Annotated in this window: 15 protein-coding genes; 9 read left to right on the top strand and 6 right to left on the bottom strand. The window is 73.9% G+C overall.

Translation table 11 applies throughout. From position 1 onward, the window contains the following. Positions 1-3: 3 nt before the first annotated feature. Entirely contained in the window at positions 4-345 is a 342-nt protein-coding gene (locus AC2RP6_RS00310; RefSeq protein WP_486444292.1) for a HopJ type III effector protein, read from the bottom strand. Between the two features lie 407 nt (positions 346-752). Here AC2RP6_RS00310 and AC2RP6_RS00305 point away from each other — a divergent pair, with 407 nt between their 5' ends. The 4 genes from AC2RP6_RS00305 (at position 753) to AC2RP6_RS00290 (ending at position 4000) form a co-directional block, all read left to right on the top strand. After that, complete coding sequence (locus tag AC2RP6_RS00305) at positions 753-1640, top strand: heavy metal-binding domain-containing protein (protein WP_486444291.1); 888 nt, start codon at positions 753-755, stop codon at positions 1638-1640. Between the two features lies 1 nt (position 1641). Continuing rightward, on the top strand, positions 1642-2508 hold the full coding sequence (locus tag AC2RP6_RS00300; RefSeq protein ID WP_486444290.1) for a heavy metal-binding domain-containing protein: 867 nt from the start codon (positions 1642-1644) through the stop codon (positions 2506-2508). Continuing rightward, positions 2501-2893, top strand: a complete 393-nt coding sequence (locus AC2RP6_RS00295; protein ID WP_486444289.1) for a hypothetical protein — start codon at positions 2501-2503, stop codon at positions 2891-2893. The genes AC2RP6_RS00300 and AC2RP6_RS00295 overlap by 8 nt, the downstream gene beginning before the upstream one ends. Positions 2894-3043: 150 nt before the next feature. Next, positions 3044-4000 carry a class I SAM-dependent methyltransferase gene (locus AC2RP6_RS00290; RefSeq protein WP_486444288.1) on the top strand — a complete coding sequence of 319 codons (957 nt, stop codon included), beginning with the start codon at positions 3044-3046 and terminating at the stop codon, positions 3998-4000. Between the two features lie 41 nt (positions 4001-4041). On the opposite strand, the gene AC2RP6_RS00285 is transcribed toward AC2RP6_RS00290, so the two are convergent. From AC2RP6_RS00285 to AC2RP6_RS00275, 3 genes are all read right to left on the bottom strand, one after another. Next, entirely contained in the window at positions 4042-4884 is an 843-nt protein-coding gene (locus AC2RP6_RS00285; RefSeq protein ID WP_486444287.1) for an SDR family oxidoreductase, read from the bottom strand. 178 nt (positions 4885-5062) lie between these two features. Continuing rightward, entirely contained in the window at positions 5063-5278 is a 216-nt protein-coding gene (locus AC2RP6_RS00280; protein ID WP_486444346.1) for a hypothetical protein, read from the bottom strand. 49 nt (positions 5279-5327) lie between these two features. Then, positions 5328-5945, bottom strand: a complete 618-nt coding sequence (locus AC2RP6_RS00275; RefSeq protein ID WP_486444286.1) for a hypothetical protein — start codon at positions 5943-5945, stop codon at positions 5328-5330. A 213-nt stretch (positions 5946-6158) separates the two neighbouring features. On the opposite strand from AC2RP6_RS00275, the gene AC2RP6_RS00270 reads away from it, so the two are divergent. The 3 genes from AC2RP6_RS00270 to AC2RP6_RS00260 all read left to right on the top strand — a co-directional run bounded on the left by AC2RP6_RS00270 (position 6159) and on the right by AC2RP6_RS00260 (position 10269). After that, positions 6159-6743, top strand: a complete 585-nt coding sequence (locus AC2RP6_RS00270; protein ID WP_486444285.1) for a DciA family protein — start codon at positions 6159-6161, stop codon at positions 6741-6743. A 322-nt stretch (positions 6744-7065) separates the two neighbouring features. Continuing rightward, positions 7066-8601, top strand: coding sequence for a lipase family protein (locus tag AC2RP6_RS00265; protein WP_486444284.1), 1536 nt, complete (start codon positions 7066-7068; stop codon positions 8599-8601). A 201-nt stretch (positions 8602-8802) separates the two neighbouring features. Beyond that, positions 8803-10269, top strand: a complete 1467-nt coding sequence (locus AC2RP6_RS00260; protein WP_486444283.1) for a cytochrome P450 family protein — start codon at positions 8803-8805, stop codon at positions 10267-10269. Positions 10270-10341: 72 nt separating this feature from the next. Here the strand turns inward: AC2RP6_RS00260 and AC2RP6_RS00255 are convergent, their stop codons facing one another. Continuing rightward, positions 10342-11124, bottom strand: coding sequence for a lysophospholipid acyltransferase family protein (locus AC2RP6_RS00255; protein ID WP_486444282.1), 783 nt, complete (start codon positions 11122-11124; stop codon positions 10342-10344). A 643-nt stretch (positions 11125-11767) separates the two neighbouring features. On the opposite strand from AC2RP6_RS00255, the gene AC2RP6_RS00250 reads away from it, so the two are divergent. Next, positions 11768-13039 (top strand): protein-glutamine gamma-glutamyltransferase, encoded by a 1272-nt coding sequence (locus tag AC2RP6_RS00250; RefSeq protein WP_486444281.1) that lies wholly within the window; start codon positions 11768-11770, stop codon positions 13037-13039. 85 nt (positions 13040-13124) lie between these two features. Here the strand turns inward: AC2RP6_RS00250 and AC2RP6_RS00245 are convergent, their stop codons facing one another. After that, the gene (locus tag AC2RP6_RS00245; protein ID WP_486444280.1) at positions 13125-14246 is read right to left on the bottom strand and encodes an NADAR family protein; all 1122 of its coding nucleotides are present in this window, start codon (positions 14244-14246) and stop codon (positions 13125-13127) included. A gap of 76 nt (positions 14247-14322) precedes the next feature. On the opposite strand from AC2RP6_RS00245, the gene AC2RP6_RS00240 reads away from it, so the two are divergent. Beyond that, on the top strand, positions 14323-15312 hold the full coding sequence (locus AC2RP6_RS00240) for an endonuclease/exonuclease/phosphatase family protein (RefSeq protein ID WP_486444345.1): 990 nt from the start codon (positions 14323-14325) through the stop codon (positions 15310-15312). The last annotated feature ends 29 nt before the right edge of the window (positions 15313-15341 follow it).

Raw genomic sequence — 15341 nt, 5'->3', positions numbered from 1 at the left:
GGGTCAGCTCCTGCGGGCCAGCGGCCGGTCCGCGAAGCTCACCCCGGCCAGGCCGTGGGCCAGCAGGTTGCGGATGTTGCCGTGGTCGGTGCCGTCCGGCGACGCCAGCACGCTGCGGTAGTGCTCGCCGAAGGCCAGCAGCGCCTCCTGGTCGTCCAGCCCCTCCAGCACGGCGAGCCCCAGGGTCTTGCAGGACCCCTCGTTCTCACCCGCGGCGTTCTCCATCTCCCCGTTGCGGAACGCCTGCGGCCGGTAGTCGTAGTGCGCGGCGACGAAGGCCAGCGTGTCGGCGAACTCGTGCCCGCCCGACGCGAGGCTCGCCCGGAACGAGTCCAGATCCGTCATGTCGGCTCCCTGGGTTGAACAGACGATCCGGTTGCCGTCCGTGACCGGAGGACCATACCCCCCTCCAGGCGGCCGGACGGAAACCGTCCACCCGTCGAACACGCCGCATCCGCGCAGCTCACCACGGTGTTCAGGGACGGCCACCGCCCACCGCCCCCGGGCGGGCCGGTCCACCGGCAGCTGCCGCCTCCGCCCGGTGTCCCGCGGAGTCGCCGGACGGCACCACCCCGCCGCCGCCCTCGTCCGAGCCCGCAGCCCCGCCGGCCGGTCCCCGCCACGGGCACCGTCGAAGCGACCCCGCCCCAAGTGGGCGCGACAGGACCGGATGACGGCCGGACCGCCCGGCGTAAACTGCCCGCAGGGGGCATGATCCGCGTGGTCAGCCGGGACGTCGATGGCGGGGGCCGATGACACACGCAGGGAATACCGGTCCGCCGGGCGGCAGCACCGCCGCGGGGACTGCCGCCCCGCCGCCCGCGGCCGCCTGGGACTCGGCGCTGTCGAGCCAGGAGTTCGCCGCGATCGGCGGCGCCGGATTCCAGCCGGTCGGACAGGTCCTCGGCACCGCCGTCTTCAACATGGGCTGCACGGGGGCCTGGGGCTGCCCCGGCAACTGGTCGGTCACCGACGACGGCACCGCGGCGCCGGCGTCGAGGTGGGCGCCCTCCCACGCGCAGTGGGTGCGGACGATGTACGCGGCACGCCGCACCGCACTGGCCCGCGCGGTGGCCGAATGCGACGCGCTCGGCGGCGACGGGATCGTCGGCGTCGAACTACGGGCCGAGGCGTTCCCCGCCGGGGGAGTGGAGTTCACCGCCCGGGGCACCGCGGTGAGGGCCCGCTCCCGCATCCGGCCGCGCACCCCCTTCACCTCCCACCTGGGCGGCCAGGACTTCGCCCGTCTCCTGCACACCGGGTGGGTTCCGGTCCGAATCGCCTTCGGAATCGCCTTCGCCGCCCGGCACGACGACTGGCGCTCCTCCTTCCGGATCCCTTACACCACCCGCACCCGCAACCAAGAGGTCGACTGCTACACGCAGTTGACCGGACACGTCCGTCGCGAGGCCCGCCGGCAACTGCTCCTCGACACCGAGAAGCACGGCGGGGACGGGGTGGTGGTGGACGACACCGCGCTCCGCGTGGAGGAGAGCGAGTGCCCCTCCTACGGATCGTCGCGCGACCTCACCGCGGAGGCCGTCTTCGTCGGCACCTCGATCGCCCGGTTCGGCCGCTCCGAACGGCCCGCCGGCACCAGACCACCACTGACCATCATGAGACTGGAGCGCGAGCGCTGAGATGACCGAACGAACGGGGCGGGACACGATCGGGGACACCGCAGGACCCACGGAGGGGGACGACACGGCGCAGGACGCCATGCGCCGCCTCGCGGGGCTCCGGCCGGGAGGGAAGGGCTCCCTCTTCACCTCGGACCTCACCGTGAACGAGTTCCTGCTGGTGCGCGAGGCCGGCTTCCGCCCGCTGGGCCTGGTCCTCGGATCCTCCGTCTACCACGTCGGCCTCCAGCTCGGCCGCTGGTCGAAGAACCAGGAACTGACCAAGCTGTCGCAGGCGATGTACCACGCACGCGAACTGGCCATGACCCGGATGGAGGCCGAGGCCGCCGCCCTGGGCGCGGACGGGATCGTCGGCGTGCGGCTGGACATCGAGTTCAAGGAGTTCGGGTCGGACATCGCCGAGTTCATCGCCGTCGGCACAGCGGTCGTGGCGGACGGCGCCGACCCCGGACCGGGCGGGACCTGGCTCAACAACAAGGGCCGGCCGTTCACCTCCGACCTGTCCGGCCAGGAATTCTGGACCCTGATCCGAGCCGGCTACGCACCCCTGGACCTGGTGATGGGGACGTGCGTCTACCACGTCGCACACCAGCGCTTCACCCAAGTACTGGGCAACGCGGGACGCAACGTCGAGATCGAACCGTTCACCCAGGCCCTCTACGACGCACGCGAACTGGCCATGAGCCGCATGCGGGCGGAGGGCGAGGCCCTGGAGGCCGAAGGCATCGTGGCCGTACAGCTGAAACAGCACACACACGGCTGGGGCGGCCACACCACCGAGTTCTTCGCCCTCGGGACCGCGGTGCGTCCCCTGCGCGACGACCACGTCATCGACCGGCCGGCCCTGGTGGTGAGCCTCGATGGCTGAGCAGGACGTGGAACTGCTGGCCGCCGCGCTGCGCCGGGACAGCGCCGACCTGGACGTGTACGCGCGGGTGCTGTCGGCGAACCTGGCGGACTCGCTGCCGGCCGGCGCCGTGCGGATCCGGCGTACGCGCTCCCTCGCGGACCGGCTGGCCGGACGGCAGGGACCGGTCGCGGAACTGGACATCGCGCTCGGCGAGCAGAGGCTGGCCCTGCGCACGGACCGCGGCACGGTGGTGGGGGAGATCCTGCACGAGGTCCGGGGCATCGTCCTCTCCCGGCGACCGGTGGAGCTGGACGAGTGGGTCGAGGCCCTGGCCCGTTCCCTGGCCGCCGCCGCGGCCTCGAACGCCCGCGCCCGCGAGGCCCTGGAGCGCTTCCTGGCCTGAGGCCGACGAGCACACGGGTGCGCCGGGCGGAGAAATCACAGCCGATGACGCTCACGTCTCGTCACGCCGTCCCCCAGGGCTTAGGGTGCCGGTACCCCGGCCGGGTCTCAGCGTGGAAACCGATGCCACTCCGCTGGAGGATGACTCTCCGTGTCGCACGTTTCACCACCTTCCGGCACCACCCCCGACGCCGAACCGGCCCCGCCCGCCCCCACCGCGTACGGCGAGGTCAAAGGATGGTTCTCGGCGTACGACCAGCTGCTCTTCGACTGGTTCCTGACACGCCAGAACAGTGATCGGGGGCAGCCGGGCGACCTGCTGGAACTCGGCGCCTTCATGGGGAAGAGCGCGATCTTCCTCGGCCGGTACCTCCGCCCCGGCGAGGAGTTCACCGTCTGCGACCTCTTCGACTCGCCCGCCACGGACGACTTCAACATCTCGGAGAACCGCAGCTCCTACCCCACCCTCACGCGACGCGGCTTCGAGACGAACTACCTGGCCTTCCACCAGACGCTGCCGACCCTGATCCAGGCCCCCACCTCGGTCGTCGCCGACCAGGTCAAGCCGGCCAGCTGCCGGTTCGTGCACATCGACGCCTCGCACCTCTACGAGCACGTCGTCACCGACATCGCCTCCTCGCGCCTGGTCGCCACCCCCGACGCCGTGGTGGTCTTCGACGACTACCGCTCCGAGCACTGCCCCGGCGTCGCGGCCGCCGTCTGGACCGCCGTCGTCACCGGCGACCTGCACCCCATCTGCGTCTCGGCCTCCAAGCTCTACGCCACCTGGGGCGACCCGGCCCCCCACCAGGCGGCACTGCGCGCATGGCTGGAGGAACGCACCGACCTCTGGCACGGCGTGGACGTGATCGACGGCCGCCCCCTGGTACGCATCGGCGACCACGGCGTGACCGCCCCGCAGCCCCCGCAGCCCCTCCACCCCGCCCCGCAGCCGGAACCGGCCCCCGCCCCGCCCGCACCCGCCCGCAGGCCCGGTGCCCGCTGGCGCAAGCTCGCCAAGGACCTGCTGCCGCCCGTCATCACCCGCGCGATCGTCACCCGCAACCGCAACCGCAACCGCAACCGCAACCGCCGCCGCAGCCCCTGACCGACACCACCCCGCGCCCGCGCTCCCTCAGGGCCCTGCCGTCAGGGCGAGGGCGGGGGAGGGGGCGTCCGGGTGAGGGTCCGGGCCGCGGCGAACTCCTCGTGCCAGGCCTGGTCGGCCAGCTCCAGGTAGCCGTACGCGTCCTCACCCACCGGGATCCGCAGCGCAGTGGGGTCCGCGGCCGCGACGATGTCCAGGACCCGCGCGGCGAAGTCCTCGGGCCGCCCGGTCTCGGGGTGGTCCGCGAGACCCCGCGCGCCCTCGAGCATCTCGCGGTTGGTCACGTCGTAGGCCGGGATCCGCCGGTGCGCCTGCGTCATGGACGTGCCGTAGCGCGTGGCGAACATGCCCGGCTCGACCACCGTGACGCGGATGCCGTGCGGCGCGCCCTCGACGGCCAGGGCCTGGCTCATGCCCTCCAGGGCGTGCTTGCCGGCGACGTAGGCGCCCAGACCCGGGAACGCCATCCGCCCGACCACGGAGGAGACGTTGACGATGTGGCCGCGGCCCTGGGCCCGCATCAGCGGCAGGACCAGGCGGGCGAGCCGCCACGGCCCCACCACCAGGGTCTCCAGCTGGTCGCGCAGCTCCGCGTCCGAAACCTCCTCCACCGCACCGAACAGCCCGACACCGGCGTTGTTGACGAGGACGTCGATGCCGCCCAGCCGGTCGGCGGCCAGACGCACGGCCTCCTCGCAGGAGGCGGCGTCGCGCAGTTCGAGCGGGACCGGCACGACACGGCCCGGCCAGGCGGCGGCGAGGTCCTCCAGGTCGGCGGTCTTGCGTGCGGTGACCGCCAGTTCGTCCCCCGCCCGCGCCACCGCCGTTGCCAGCGCGTGCCCGAGCCCCGAGGAGCACCCTGTGACCAGCCAGCGTCGTCCCATCGTTCCCCCGTGACCCTCGAGCGTTCCGCAACTGCGGTGATGACGGTCATGGTGCTGGCGCACGGCCACGCGGTCATCCCTCCCGCAGGGGGCGTGCGGAGGCGTGAGGGCGCACCCGCGGCGCGCCGCGCGCGGAGCCCGCCCCCGCAGGAGCCCGGCCCCTGCGGGGGCGGCCGGCTCAGACGGCTTCGGTCGCGAAGAGCTCCAGGTGGGAACAGTGCGGGCAGCGGTACGCCTCGATGCGCCGCCGGGGCCGGCCCAGCCGTCTGGCATTCCCGAACAGCCCGCGCTCCAGCGGCCCGGCGATCCAGCGCGCGTACCCCCGCGCCCCCTCGCCCGCGTCCTCGACGAAACCCGGCTCCAGGCCGACGCCCCCGCAATACGTACACCTCATCGAATCCACCGCACGAGTGTAGGAACCGAACCGCCCCCGGGCGGGCGTTTCACCGCCCCGTCGGCCCCCGCGGCCTCCGGCGCCGCTTCTGGTACGCCTCCCGGAGCGCGCCCGCCAGCCCCAGGAGCACCGCCGCCCCGACCGCCACCCCGGCCGCGGTGCGCAGGCCCCAGCCGTGGACGTCCCCGGCGGCCCGCGGGGAGACCTTGCCCAGCGGGTCGTGCACCACCGCCAGCGACCCGCCCTCCTCCGCGAGCCGCGAGGAGGTGTCCAGGTGCTCCGGGCCGCCCGCGGGGCAGTCCAGGCGGTGGTCGTAGGAGGTCCGGGTCGTGGAGGTCCAGTGGCCCTCGGCGTCCATGGAGGACTCCGTCTCGGTGTGCTCGGTGACCTCCAGCACGACGCAGCTGATCTCCACCCCCCGGTCCTCCAGCGCGCTGTGCCCCACGGACGCGAGTGCCAGGACGGCACCGAGACCGGCCGGCAGGGCGGACAGCGCGATCAGCGACGCCCCGCGCCGTGCGGCGCGGGCCGCGTGCCCGCCGAGCAGGACCAGCGGCAGCAGCAGCCCGCCGAGGAAGAACGCCCAGTCGCCCAGCGACCCGTACGCCGACTTCCACGCCACCGCGAACGCCAGGGCCGCGGCCAGCGGCGGCGCGGCCAGCGCCACCGCGGTCCGCCGGAGCCCCCGCCCCCAACCCCCGTGCCGGCCCGCCATGTCCGCCCGCCCCCGTGGCTCGTCCGTGTGCCCTCCAGGTAACCGCGACAGCACGGCGCACGTAAAGAGCACGGCGGACGCCGGAGACCCCCGTCAGCGCTGCCGGGAGCCGCACCGGATGTGTGAGACTCCCCCCCTGAATGATCACTCGGGGGGAGTCACGCGTTGAACGCGCTGTTGAAGAGGGTGTGGATCGCACTGGCCGCGGCCCTGCTGGTGAGCCTGGCCGCCACGGTCATGCCGGACCGCATCCAGATGACCGACGAGGGGCGCATCCACCTGGGCGCGCCCGCACGCACACCGTCCCCGTCCACGGCTGCGCCCGCACCGGAGTCCACGTCACCGCCCCTCACGCGGGACGCCGTGGACGAGGCGATCCGGACCGCGGTCGGCGCCGCGGGCCTGGACCCGGCGCAGGGCCGCCCGACCGTCGCGGCCGACGCCGACTCCCGGCGGACGGGCTGGAGTGCCGTCCGCGACAAGAACACCGCACCGTCGGAGATGGACGCGCTCTGCGCGGACCTGGAGCGCCAGGGCTGGACACTGAACCCGAACCCGAAGGGCGACCGTCCCGACGCCCGCAGCTACAAGCTCGGGGGCTGGTACCTGGTGGTGACCACGCGAGGCAGTACCCAGGCGCCGTCCACCGACTCCGCGCCGACCGACGCGCAGGTCTCCCTGACGCTGACCGGGATCCAGCTGAACCTCTCCGACATCCCCCTCCCCGAGGTCACCCTCCGCATCCGCTGACCCGCACCGGCCCGCCGCCCTGGAGCCCCGCGGCCCAGGGGGCGAGCCGCAGGGCTGCAGGACTCCTGCAGAGGTCCCGCCCGCCGCTGCCCGCCACCCGCCCGCGCCGGCCCCGTCAACAGGGGGCCGCGATGTCATCCTCCGGAACCGAAGGGCCGCCCGGCGGCCGGACGGCGCGCGGATCCCAGAGCAGGCGGGGCGCGCACGGGAGCGCGACCCCGCGCGAGCGCCGGTATTGCCGCTCCAGTGCGCCGGCGGCACCCCCGTCCGGTGCCACCATGCGTCCCGAACAGCGGGTCAGCGACGAGAGGTCTGCAACGTGATGCCTCAGGCGACCGGGAACCCCACCCGGCAGCTCTCCGACGGGCAGCGGAAGAACACCCCCCGCACCCCCGACACCACCACCGGCGCCCTCCCTGACGACGACCCCGCGGGCGACGACCCCGCGGGCGACGGCCCCGCGGGCGACGGCCCCGCGGGACGCCCCCCGGCCGCCACCGCCACCGCCACCACCCGCACCGACACCGAACTCCTCATCGCCGCCTCCGTGCTGCTCGCCGACGCCGCCCTCGCCGCCCGGCAGGCCGGAGCCGACCTCACCGCAGCCCTGACCGCGGGCCGCTTCGCCCAGCAGGCCCTGCGCCGCCCCGCCTGGGCCCTCGGTACGGTCCTGTCCTGCGCACGCGCCCTGACCAGCCCGACCGGTCTCGGCTTCGGCCCCAACGGCGGCGTCATCGGCGAACTCGCCCGTATCGCGGGCAACGTGACCCGCCTGCGCCCCGCAGCCGTCGCCATGGCCGTCGACGCCTTCGCCCTGCGCATCGAGGCCGCGACCGTCACCCACCCCAACCTGGACTCCGCCCACGCCCGCCGCTTCACCGGCGCCGTCATCGCCGGGGACCGGCTGGAGACCGTCCGCGCCCTGCACGCCCTCGTGGAACGGCTCGGCGTCACCCGCGCCCTCACCACCGTCAGCCCCGTGATCATGGAACTCCTCGCGCTGACCGGCCTGCTGGACGAGAACCCCGTCAACGACGACTTCTCCTGGGTGACGCTCGCGGGCGGCGTCCCCACCACCGACCCGTTCCTCGGACTGCCCAGCTCCCTGCTCGCCCACCTCAACCCCGGCCCCGGCCGCGCCGAACGCGCCGACGCCGACCCCATCCTCGCCAAGGTCCTCGGCACCTCCCGCAACGACATCGTCAGCTACATCAACGACATCGGCGCCCTCGGCAACCACGGCCTGGTCCTCCTGCGCCGCGTCGCCTGCGCGGACGGCACGACACGGCACGTGCTCCTCCTGCCCGGCACGAGCTTCGCCCTGCTCAGCAACAGCACCCCGCAGGACCTGGTCGGCGCCTTCGACGGCTGCCTGCGCACCGACACCACCTACACCCGGGCGGCGAAGAAGCTCCTGCGCCGGGCCGGCGTACCCGCGGGATCGGAGCTGATGCTGGTCGGCCACAGCCTCGGCGGCCTGACCGCGATGAACCTGGCCGCCGACGTGGACGTCGCCTCCGAGTACACGGTCACCCACGTGGTGACGCTCGGCTCCCCGATCGACGCCAAACGGCCCGCCGACCACACCACCCGCGTCATCAGCCTGGTCAACAAGCACGACGTCATCCCGATGCTGGACGGCCGCGGCCCGGCCTCGCCCCACGACCTGCCCGCCGGCTGGGTCGAACTGGCCTGGCTCGACGAGTCCTACGACTACCCGCTCTCCCACGCCCCCCAGGCCTACTCCGACAGCCTGCGCGGAGAGCTGGCCCACTACCGCGAACAGGTCAACGACCTCATCCGGCGCTACGACGGCGACATCACCGCCAACCAGCCGTACATGCTCCGCGACAGATGACCCCACCGGGCGCCGCCGCCCGCCCGGGCAACCCGCCGCGCGCCGCCCGCGGCCCCGCCACGGTCCCGCCGCGCGCCGCCCGCGCCCCGGCCGCACGCCCGAGTCCCCGCAGCACGCCCGAGTTCCCCGCCGTGACCCCGCCCGTGCCCATCGCCCCGCCCCTGCCCGTGCCTTCGCGCGACCCGAGGGAGAACGCCCCCGATGACCACCCCCGCCACCGCCCGGCCGCTGGAGAACGCGGTGTTCGGCGCGGCCATGCTCGCCCACCGCCTGCCCTGGGCGGACGCACCCGCCCGCGCCCTGGGTCTGGACTCCCTCACCCGTGAGGGCGCGGCCCGCAAGGTCCTCGCGCACCTGCGCCACAGCCGTTCCGGACGCCCCGTCAGGCTGCGCACCCCGTTCGGTTCGTTCCTCGTCCCCCTGGCTGCGGCCGACACCGCCGCACTCCTGGCCGAGGGCGCCGCGTCGGACGCGCTCGCCCCCGCGGTCCGGCTCGATGCGGCCGGCCGCCGGCACGGCCTGCACCCGCACGTCCCGCTGCCGCCCGACGCCGCCCCCTCCGCGGCGGTGGTCCGCGGGCCGCTGGCCGAGGAACTGGAGCAAGTGGCCGCCGCCGCACGCCGGGACGGCCACGTCCTGCCCTGGCAGGCGTGGCGGCCCGGTCTGCTGCGTGCTGCCCGCCGGGTGGTGGCGGGCGGGGCCGCGGCGGACGACACCCTGCTGACCGAGGTGCTCCTCAGGACAGCCCGGGCCGCGGGCGGGCACGCGTACGAGGGCCGGGCGGCGGCCCTGAACCGGCGGCTCACGCCCTACCTGGCCGACCCGGACCCCCGCTCCGTGGCCGCCGGCCTGGACCGCGGCCACGCCGCCGGGCCGCTGGTGCCCGCCGCCCGTACCCAGGGCGCACCGTCCGCGGGGCCCGACGGGACGGGGGAGGCACTGGCCCACACCCTGGCCGTGGTCTCCGAGGCGGCCGTCACCACCGCCCTGCAGGCCCTCGCCCTCACGGCTGCGGGCGTACCGGGGGCCGCGGGCGGCCCGGCCGGAGCCGTGGCGCTCGCCCTCGACCACTTCCCGCCCGTCGAAGCCGCCGTGCACCCGGTCCGCGCCCGTTTCGTGTGGGACGGACTCGCCGTCGACGCGGGCACCGAGATCCTGGCCGCCCCCGGCTGGCTCCGGGACCCCGCGGACACCGCGTCCTGCGCGGGCGCCGGCGCAAGCCGGGGCACCCTCGCCCACGACGGGCCCTCGCCGCTGTGCGGATCCGCCACCGGCTGCCCGGCCACCGCCTTCGCTGCCCTGGTGGCGGAGGAGATCGTCCGGTTCTTCACCGGGACCGCCCGGCCCGCCCTGCTGTCCCCGGCCCTCACCCCGGACCGCATGCCGTTCACCCTCGCCCCGCACACCGTCCGGGTCGCCCTCCCCGAAGGCGCCGCCGTCCCGACGGCCGTACGCGCCGGTACCCCGGCCGCGTCCGCGGCGCTGGCCCGGGCCGGCGCGGACCGCCTCGACCGGCACGCCCGCAGCCTCGCCGCCTGCGCCACGGAAACGGGCTGGAACGGCGACGAGACGGGCGAGCGGTTCCGGATGCAGTTGCTGGAGCACGCCGAGCGGTGCACCCGCGCCGCCTCCGACGTCCGTGCCGCCGCCCGCCGGCTCGGCGACTGAGGCGACGACCGTGACGGTTCGGCGGGTGCGGCCGGCGGCGGGCGCGGCGGCTGCCCGGTGGCGCGAGCGCCCCTAACGGACGAGCGCGTCGCGCCGTTCGCGTTCCCGGTCGACCATCTCCTGCACGGTGGCCTGGACTTCGGCGCACAGCCACCGGGCAGCCGCGGAGCGGGCGCCCGGGCCCCGGGGCCGTTCGGGCGGCACGACGGGTTCACCGATGGTGATCAGCCACTTCGCCGGCAGCGGGAAGGGAGAGGTCACCGGGAAATAGGGAAGGTCCAGGAGCTTCGCCAGCGCGGGCACCTCCCCGATCTTCGGTGAGGACTCCTCCGCCCCGATGACGCTGACCGGAACGATCGGCGCTCCGGTGTGCAGGGCCGCCACCGAGAAACCGGGGTTGAACGGCTGGAGGCGGTACCGCTCGCGGAACGGCTTCTCCAGTCCGGAGACCCCCTCGGGAAACACCGCGACCAGTTCACCGGAGCCCAGGCGCTGCATGGCCGTCCTCGGGTCGATGGGTACGGCGCCCTTGCGGGCGGCGTACGAGCCCAGCACGGGAAGGCGCAGGACGAACGGCGCGGCCAGCACGGACAACGAGCGCCGCAGCGACCGGTGCAGGGCCTTCTGCAGCACGAAGGCGTCCAGCCCCCACGCCCCGGAGTGGTTGGCGACGAGCACCGCCGGGCCCTCGGCGGGAACGTTCTCCAGCCCGAGCACGTCCAGCCCGAACCAGTCGTCCATCAGCCACTCGAGCAGCCGTTCCCAGGCGTCCTCGCCGACGTTGCCCAGCAGCCGGCGCAGGAAGCGGAGTTCGCCCCCGGCGGCCCCGATGACATCGGCCAAGCTCTCGGACACCAACGAGCCTCCTGTCTCCTGCGGTGCCCCGTCCCTCGACGCACGGGGCCCGCCTCCACCAACCCCAACGCGGACGGAGCCCGGATGATCACGGAGGTCCCCGGATCCCGGAAATCGCTTCTTGGTTCGGTGCCGTCGCCGCGCGGGGGAGCGGGGCTTACCGGCCGTTCTGGCGAGGGCGGCGGCTCACGGCGGGGCCGGGCCGGCGGTGAGCCGGCCGGGGCCCGGAGGGATGAGTGGCGCAGATTCTGCGCTCTTGCGGCGGGCAGCGGCGCACCGGAACGGAACCCCGCACGACCCCCGCCGGAGCTTCCGCGCCCGTATCCCCACGGGGCGCGTGACATTCCTCGGCACGGCCGGGCGCCGCCGCAGGACTTTGCGCGGGACTTTCGCGGCCGGGCCCCCTTGACCGAATTCCGCCCCAGGGGGCGGCTGGCCGATTCCGGCGCCGCAGTGTTGTCGGCGAATCGGCGTCAGGACATGATCACGTCTCACGCCGCCCGACCCGCCGTCGAGAACCGGGAAACGGGCGGAAACACCGTGGCCCATACGGCCGATTCGGCCCGGACGGGCAGGAGGACCGGGCGCCGACCGCCCGGAATTCCGGCATGTCAATTTTCACTGAAAAGGAACCCCAGGCTTCATGTACAAACGTTCCGGATTTCTCGCGCTCACCACGGTGGGCGTCGTGCTGTGCACCGCCGGTCTCGCACCGTCCGTCAGCCAGGCAGCCGCAAGCGCAGGCGCAGGCGCCGGTGCCGGGGAGGCGAAGGGCTCCTACGCCGACAGGAACGGCCTGACGGCGGACGACATCGGGCGCATCAACGCGCTGAACGAGAAGGCCCTGGATCTGGGCCGGACGGGCCGGGTCCCCGGTGGGGACCTGCCGAGCGCGACCGAGTCCCCCAGGGGCTCCGCCGCGGCCGGCGACAGGGTGACTCCGCCGGCCGAGCCGCTGGACCGCATGCCCGACCCGTACCGGGCCCGCGGGGACAGGGCCACCACCGGCATCAGCAATTACATACGCAAGTGGCAGCAGGCATACAGCCACCGCGACGGGCAGGCACGGCAGATGACCGAACAGCAGCGGGAGCAGCTGTCCTACGGATGCGTCGGTGTCACCTGGGTGAATTCAGGCCCCTACCCGACGAACAAACTGGCCTTCGCGTCCTTCGACGAGGAAAAGCACCGGAACGCGCTGGAGAACACCGGTCCCCGGCCGGGCGAGACGCGGGCCGAGTTCGAGGGGCGCATCGCCAAGCAGAGCTTCGACGAGACAAAGGGATTCGACCGGGCCCGTGATGTGGCGTCCGTCATGAACAAGGCCCTGGAAAACGCCCACGACGAGAGTGCCTACCTCGGCAACCTCAAGGCGGAACTCACCAGGAAGAACGACGCCCTCGCCGGCCAGGACAGCCGCTCCGCCTTCTACTCGGCGCTGAGGAACACCCCGTCCTTCAAGGACAGGAACGGGGGCGACCACGACCCCTCCAAGATGAAGGCGGTCGTCTACTCGAAGCACTTCTGGAGCGGGCAGGACCCCCGGAGCGCCTCCGACAAGAGGAAGTACGGCGACCCCGACGCCTTCCGCCCCGACCCCGCCACGGGCCTCGTCGACATGTCGCAGGACAGGAACACCTCACGCAGCCCCGCCAAGCCCGGCGAGAGCTACGTCAACTTCGACTACGGCTGGTTCGGGGACCAGAAGGAAACCGACCCCGACAACACCGTATGGACCCACGCCAACCACTACCACTCGCCGGACGGCGGCATGGGGCCCATGCAGGTGTACGAGAGCAAGTTCCGCAGCTGGTCCTCCGGTTACACCGACTTCGACCGCGGAACCTACGTCATCACCTTCATACCCAAGAGCTGGAACACCGCCCCCGCCAAGGTCAAGCAGGGCTGGCCGTAACACCCCGCCCCCGCGCGGACACGGCCACGGGAACGAAGCGGGAGGAGAGGGGCGCCGCCCGCCCCCGGCGCGCCCCTCCTTCGCGTCAGCCGTCGAGAACCTGCCGGGCCAGCAGTTCGGAACGGACGAGCTCCAGGAGGCGGCCCATCCAGTTGCGGCCCCGGCCCCCGTTCTCGCCCCAGAAGCCCGAGTCGGCGTCGTCGTAGAGGATGCTCGCGTCGCCCGTGGCGAGGAGGACCGCCGCGAGGCCGGGGTGCTGCTCGTACTTGGCGCGCAACAGGCCGGCCATGACCCCCGTCCGGACCTGCTCCCAGCCCTCCCGCCGCTGCGCCGCGGCCGCGACCGTACGGGCCTTCGCCCCGGACTCCGCCGCCATGACCGCGGTCCGCGCCTCCGGTCCGGCGACGGAGCGGGCCCAGTAGGCGTGCGCCACCGACGCGTACGTGACGTCGCCGAGGGTGACCGGGGCCGGGTAGTCGTTGCGCAGCCCCTGCTTGCCCGGGTCCTCGAGGGCGCGCTGCGGGTAGGAGTGGTAGACCTTGACGGCGGGGGCGAAGGGCTCGGCGGGTCCGTCGGCGGGCACCCGTGAGGCAGCCTTCGCGAGCCACTGCGCGCGCTCCTCGAAGTAGGCGACGGCTGCCTCGTACTCCTCCCGCGTGACCGTTTCCCCGGGCTCGTCCCCGCCCGGGACCTGGCCGCCGGGCCCTGCCACCAGCACCTTCAGGGGGCGGTCCTTGTGGTCCATGTCGCCGAGCGCATAGAGCCGTACGGTCTCGGGAACGGCCAGGTAGGCGGCTCGTGCGGCGGCCCGGTTGTCCTCCGTGCGGTCCGCCAGGAAGACGTCCACCGCGGCGAGGCAACGGGCGGTCGAATCGGGACGGCCGTTCAGCTCGTCGACGGTGTCGCGGACTTCGGCCAGCAGCAGGTCCGGCGACAGCCAGCTGTGCGGTTCACCGAACGTCCAGGAAGCCAGGTGGTGCGCGGAGGCGCGAGCGCCGTCGGGAAGGCTGGTGGCCACCCATCCGCGACGGAGCTTCTCCTCGAACTCCGCGAGGGTCACCAGCTCCCAGCAGTCGACGAGGCCGTCGGCGTAGATGAAGAGGTCGGTGAGGAAGTAGGAGCCGCCGTTGCATATGAACGCGTGCCGCCAGGTGCCGGGTACGCGGACGCCGTCCGCCATGCGATGGGTGATCCGGTTGCCGATCATGCCGCGATGATGCCGGACGCACCGGACGGCGGGCACCTCGATTGCGCGGCGCCGGCCGTGCGGGCGCCGTGTGATGATGTGCGTCCACTGCGGGGAGGCGACGGTGCTGAGACGGGGCGCACGGTGGGCCGCGGGCGTGACGGCCGCGGTCTGCGGGGTGCTGTTCCTGGGCCCGGGTACACCGACCGGCGGGGCCGCCCCCGCCGGGCCGCTGCCGCCGGGCGCCGCCGAGGAGGTCGTGGCGGACCGGGTCGCCACGTGGAACCTGTGCAATCCGTGCGGCGGGAGCGGGCAGAACTTCGGCCGGGCGACGGAGATCGCCACGTACGCGCCGCAGGTCATCGGCCTGCAGGAGGCGTGCGTACGGGACGTCGAGCAGATCCGCGCCCACCTGGATGAGGTCTACGGGCTGGTCTACCGGGTCGCGTACGGGACGGTCCTGCGCAACTGGAACCGCTGCGGGGGCCTGCCGTGGCGGCCGGGCGGCTACGGCCAGGCGATCCTGTCGGCGGCGCCGATGACGGACCGGGTGAGCACGGAGTACCCCGACGGCGGGTCCGAGGACCGCGGCTACCTGGCCGTCACCACCCGGGTGGGCGGCCGGCCCGTCCGGGTCTTCAACACCCACCTCGCCGAGCGCCGGCAGGAAGCGGTGCGGGCGGGCCAGGTGAAGGTGCTCGCGGCGGAAGTCGCCCGCCACGACCGCGTGATCGTCCTGGGTGACTTCAACGCCGTGCCGCCCGCGCCCGAACTCGCCCCCCTGTGGGCCGTGGCCCCGGACACGCACCCCGGCTGCCGCCCCGCGCCCCCCGGCGCCGACGGCAACGGCAACGGCAACGGCAACGGCAACGGCGACACGGAGAAGGACGTGGACGCGGACGTCTGTGAGGCGACCACCGACTGGAACAGGACGTTCGACTACGTGTTCCTGCGCGGCATCACCCCGCGCACGCACCACGTCCGCCCCAGCCCGCACTCGGACCACCACCTGCTCTACGAGGACCTGAACCGCGCTGAGGGCGTGCTCCGTTCCCTCTCCCTCTCCCTCTCCTCCTTGCGTTCCTAGGGCCCTTAGGTTGAAGCTAGGGATCCTAG

The organism is Streptomyces sp. WAC03905, assembly GCF_057371075.1.
The sequence above is the reverse complement of the archived record's forward strand: the minus strand, read 5'-3'. Positions and strand labels throughout refer to the sequence as shown.

Coding starts and splice junctions, on each gene's coding strand:
- AC2RP6_RS00265 (WP_486444284.1), top strand. CDS start 7,066: ATGCCTCAGGCGACCGGGAACCCCACCCGGCAGCTCTCCGACGGGCAG.
- AC2RP6_RS00310 (WP_486444292.1), bottom strand. CDS start 345: ATGACGGATCTGGACTCGTTCCGGGCGAGCCTCGCGTCGGGCGGGCAC.
- AC2RP6_RS00245 (WP_486444280.1), bottom strand. CDS start 14,246: ATGATCGGCAACCGGATCACCCATCGCATGGCGGACGGCGTCCGCGTA.
- AC2RP6_RS00280 (WP_486444346.1), bottom strand. CDS start 5,278: ATGAGGTGTACGTATTGCGGGGGCGTCGGCCTGGAGCCGGGTTTCGTC.
- AC2RP6_RS00260 (WP_486444283.1), top strand. CDS start 8,803: ATGACCACCCCCGCCACCGCCCGGCCGCTGGAGAACGCGGTGTTCGGC.
- AC2RP6_RS00295 (WP_486444289.1), top strand. CDS start 2,501: ATGGCTGAGCAGGACGTGGAACTGCTGGCCGCCGCGCTGCGCCGGGAC.
- AC2RP6_RS00285 (WP_486444287.1), bottom strand. CDS start 4,884: ATGGGACGACGCTGGCTGGTCACAGGGTGCTCCTCGGGGCTCGGGCAC.
- AC2RP6_RS00250 (WP_486444281.1), top strand. CDS start 11,768: ATGTACAAACGTTCCGGATTTCTCGCGCTCACCACGGTGGGCGTCGTG.
- AC2RP6_RS00300 (WP_486444290.1), top strand. CDS start 1,642: ATGACCGAACGAACGGGGCGGGACACGATCGGGGACACCGCAGGACCC.
- AC2RP6_RS00305 (WP_486444291.1), top strand. CDS start 753: ATGACACACGCAGGGAATACCGGTCCGCCGGGCGGCAGCACCGCCGCG.
- AC2RP6_RS00240 (WP_486444345.1), top strand. CDS start 14,323: ATGTGCGTCCACTGCGGGGAGGCGACGGTGCTGAGACGGGGCGCACGG.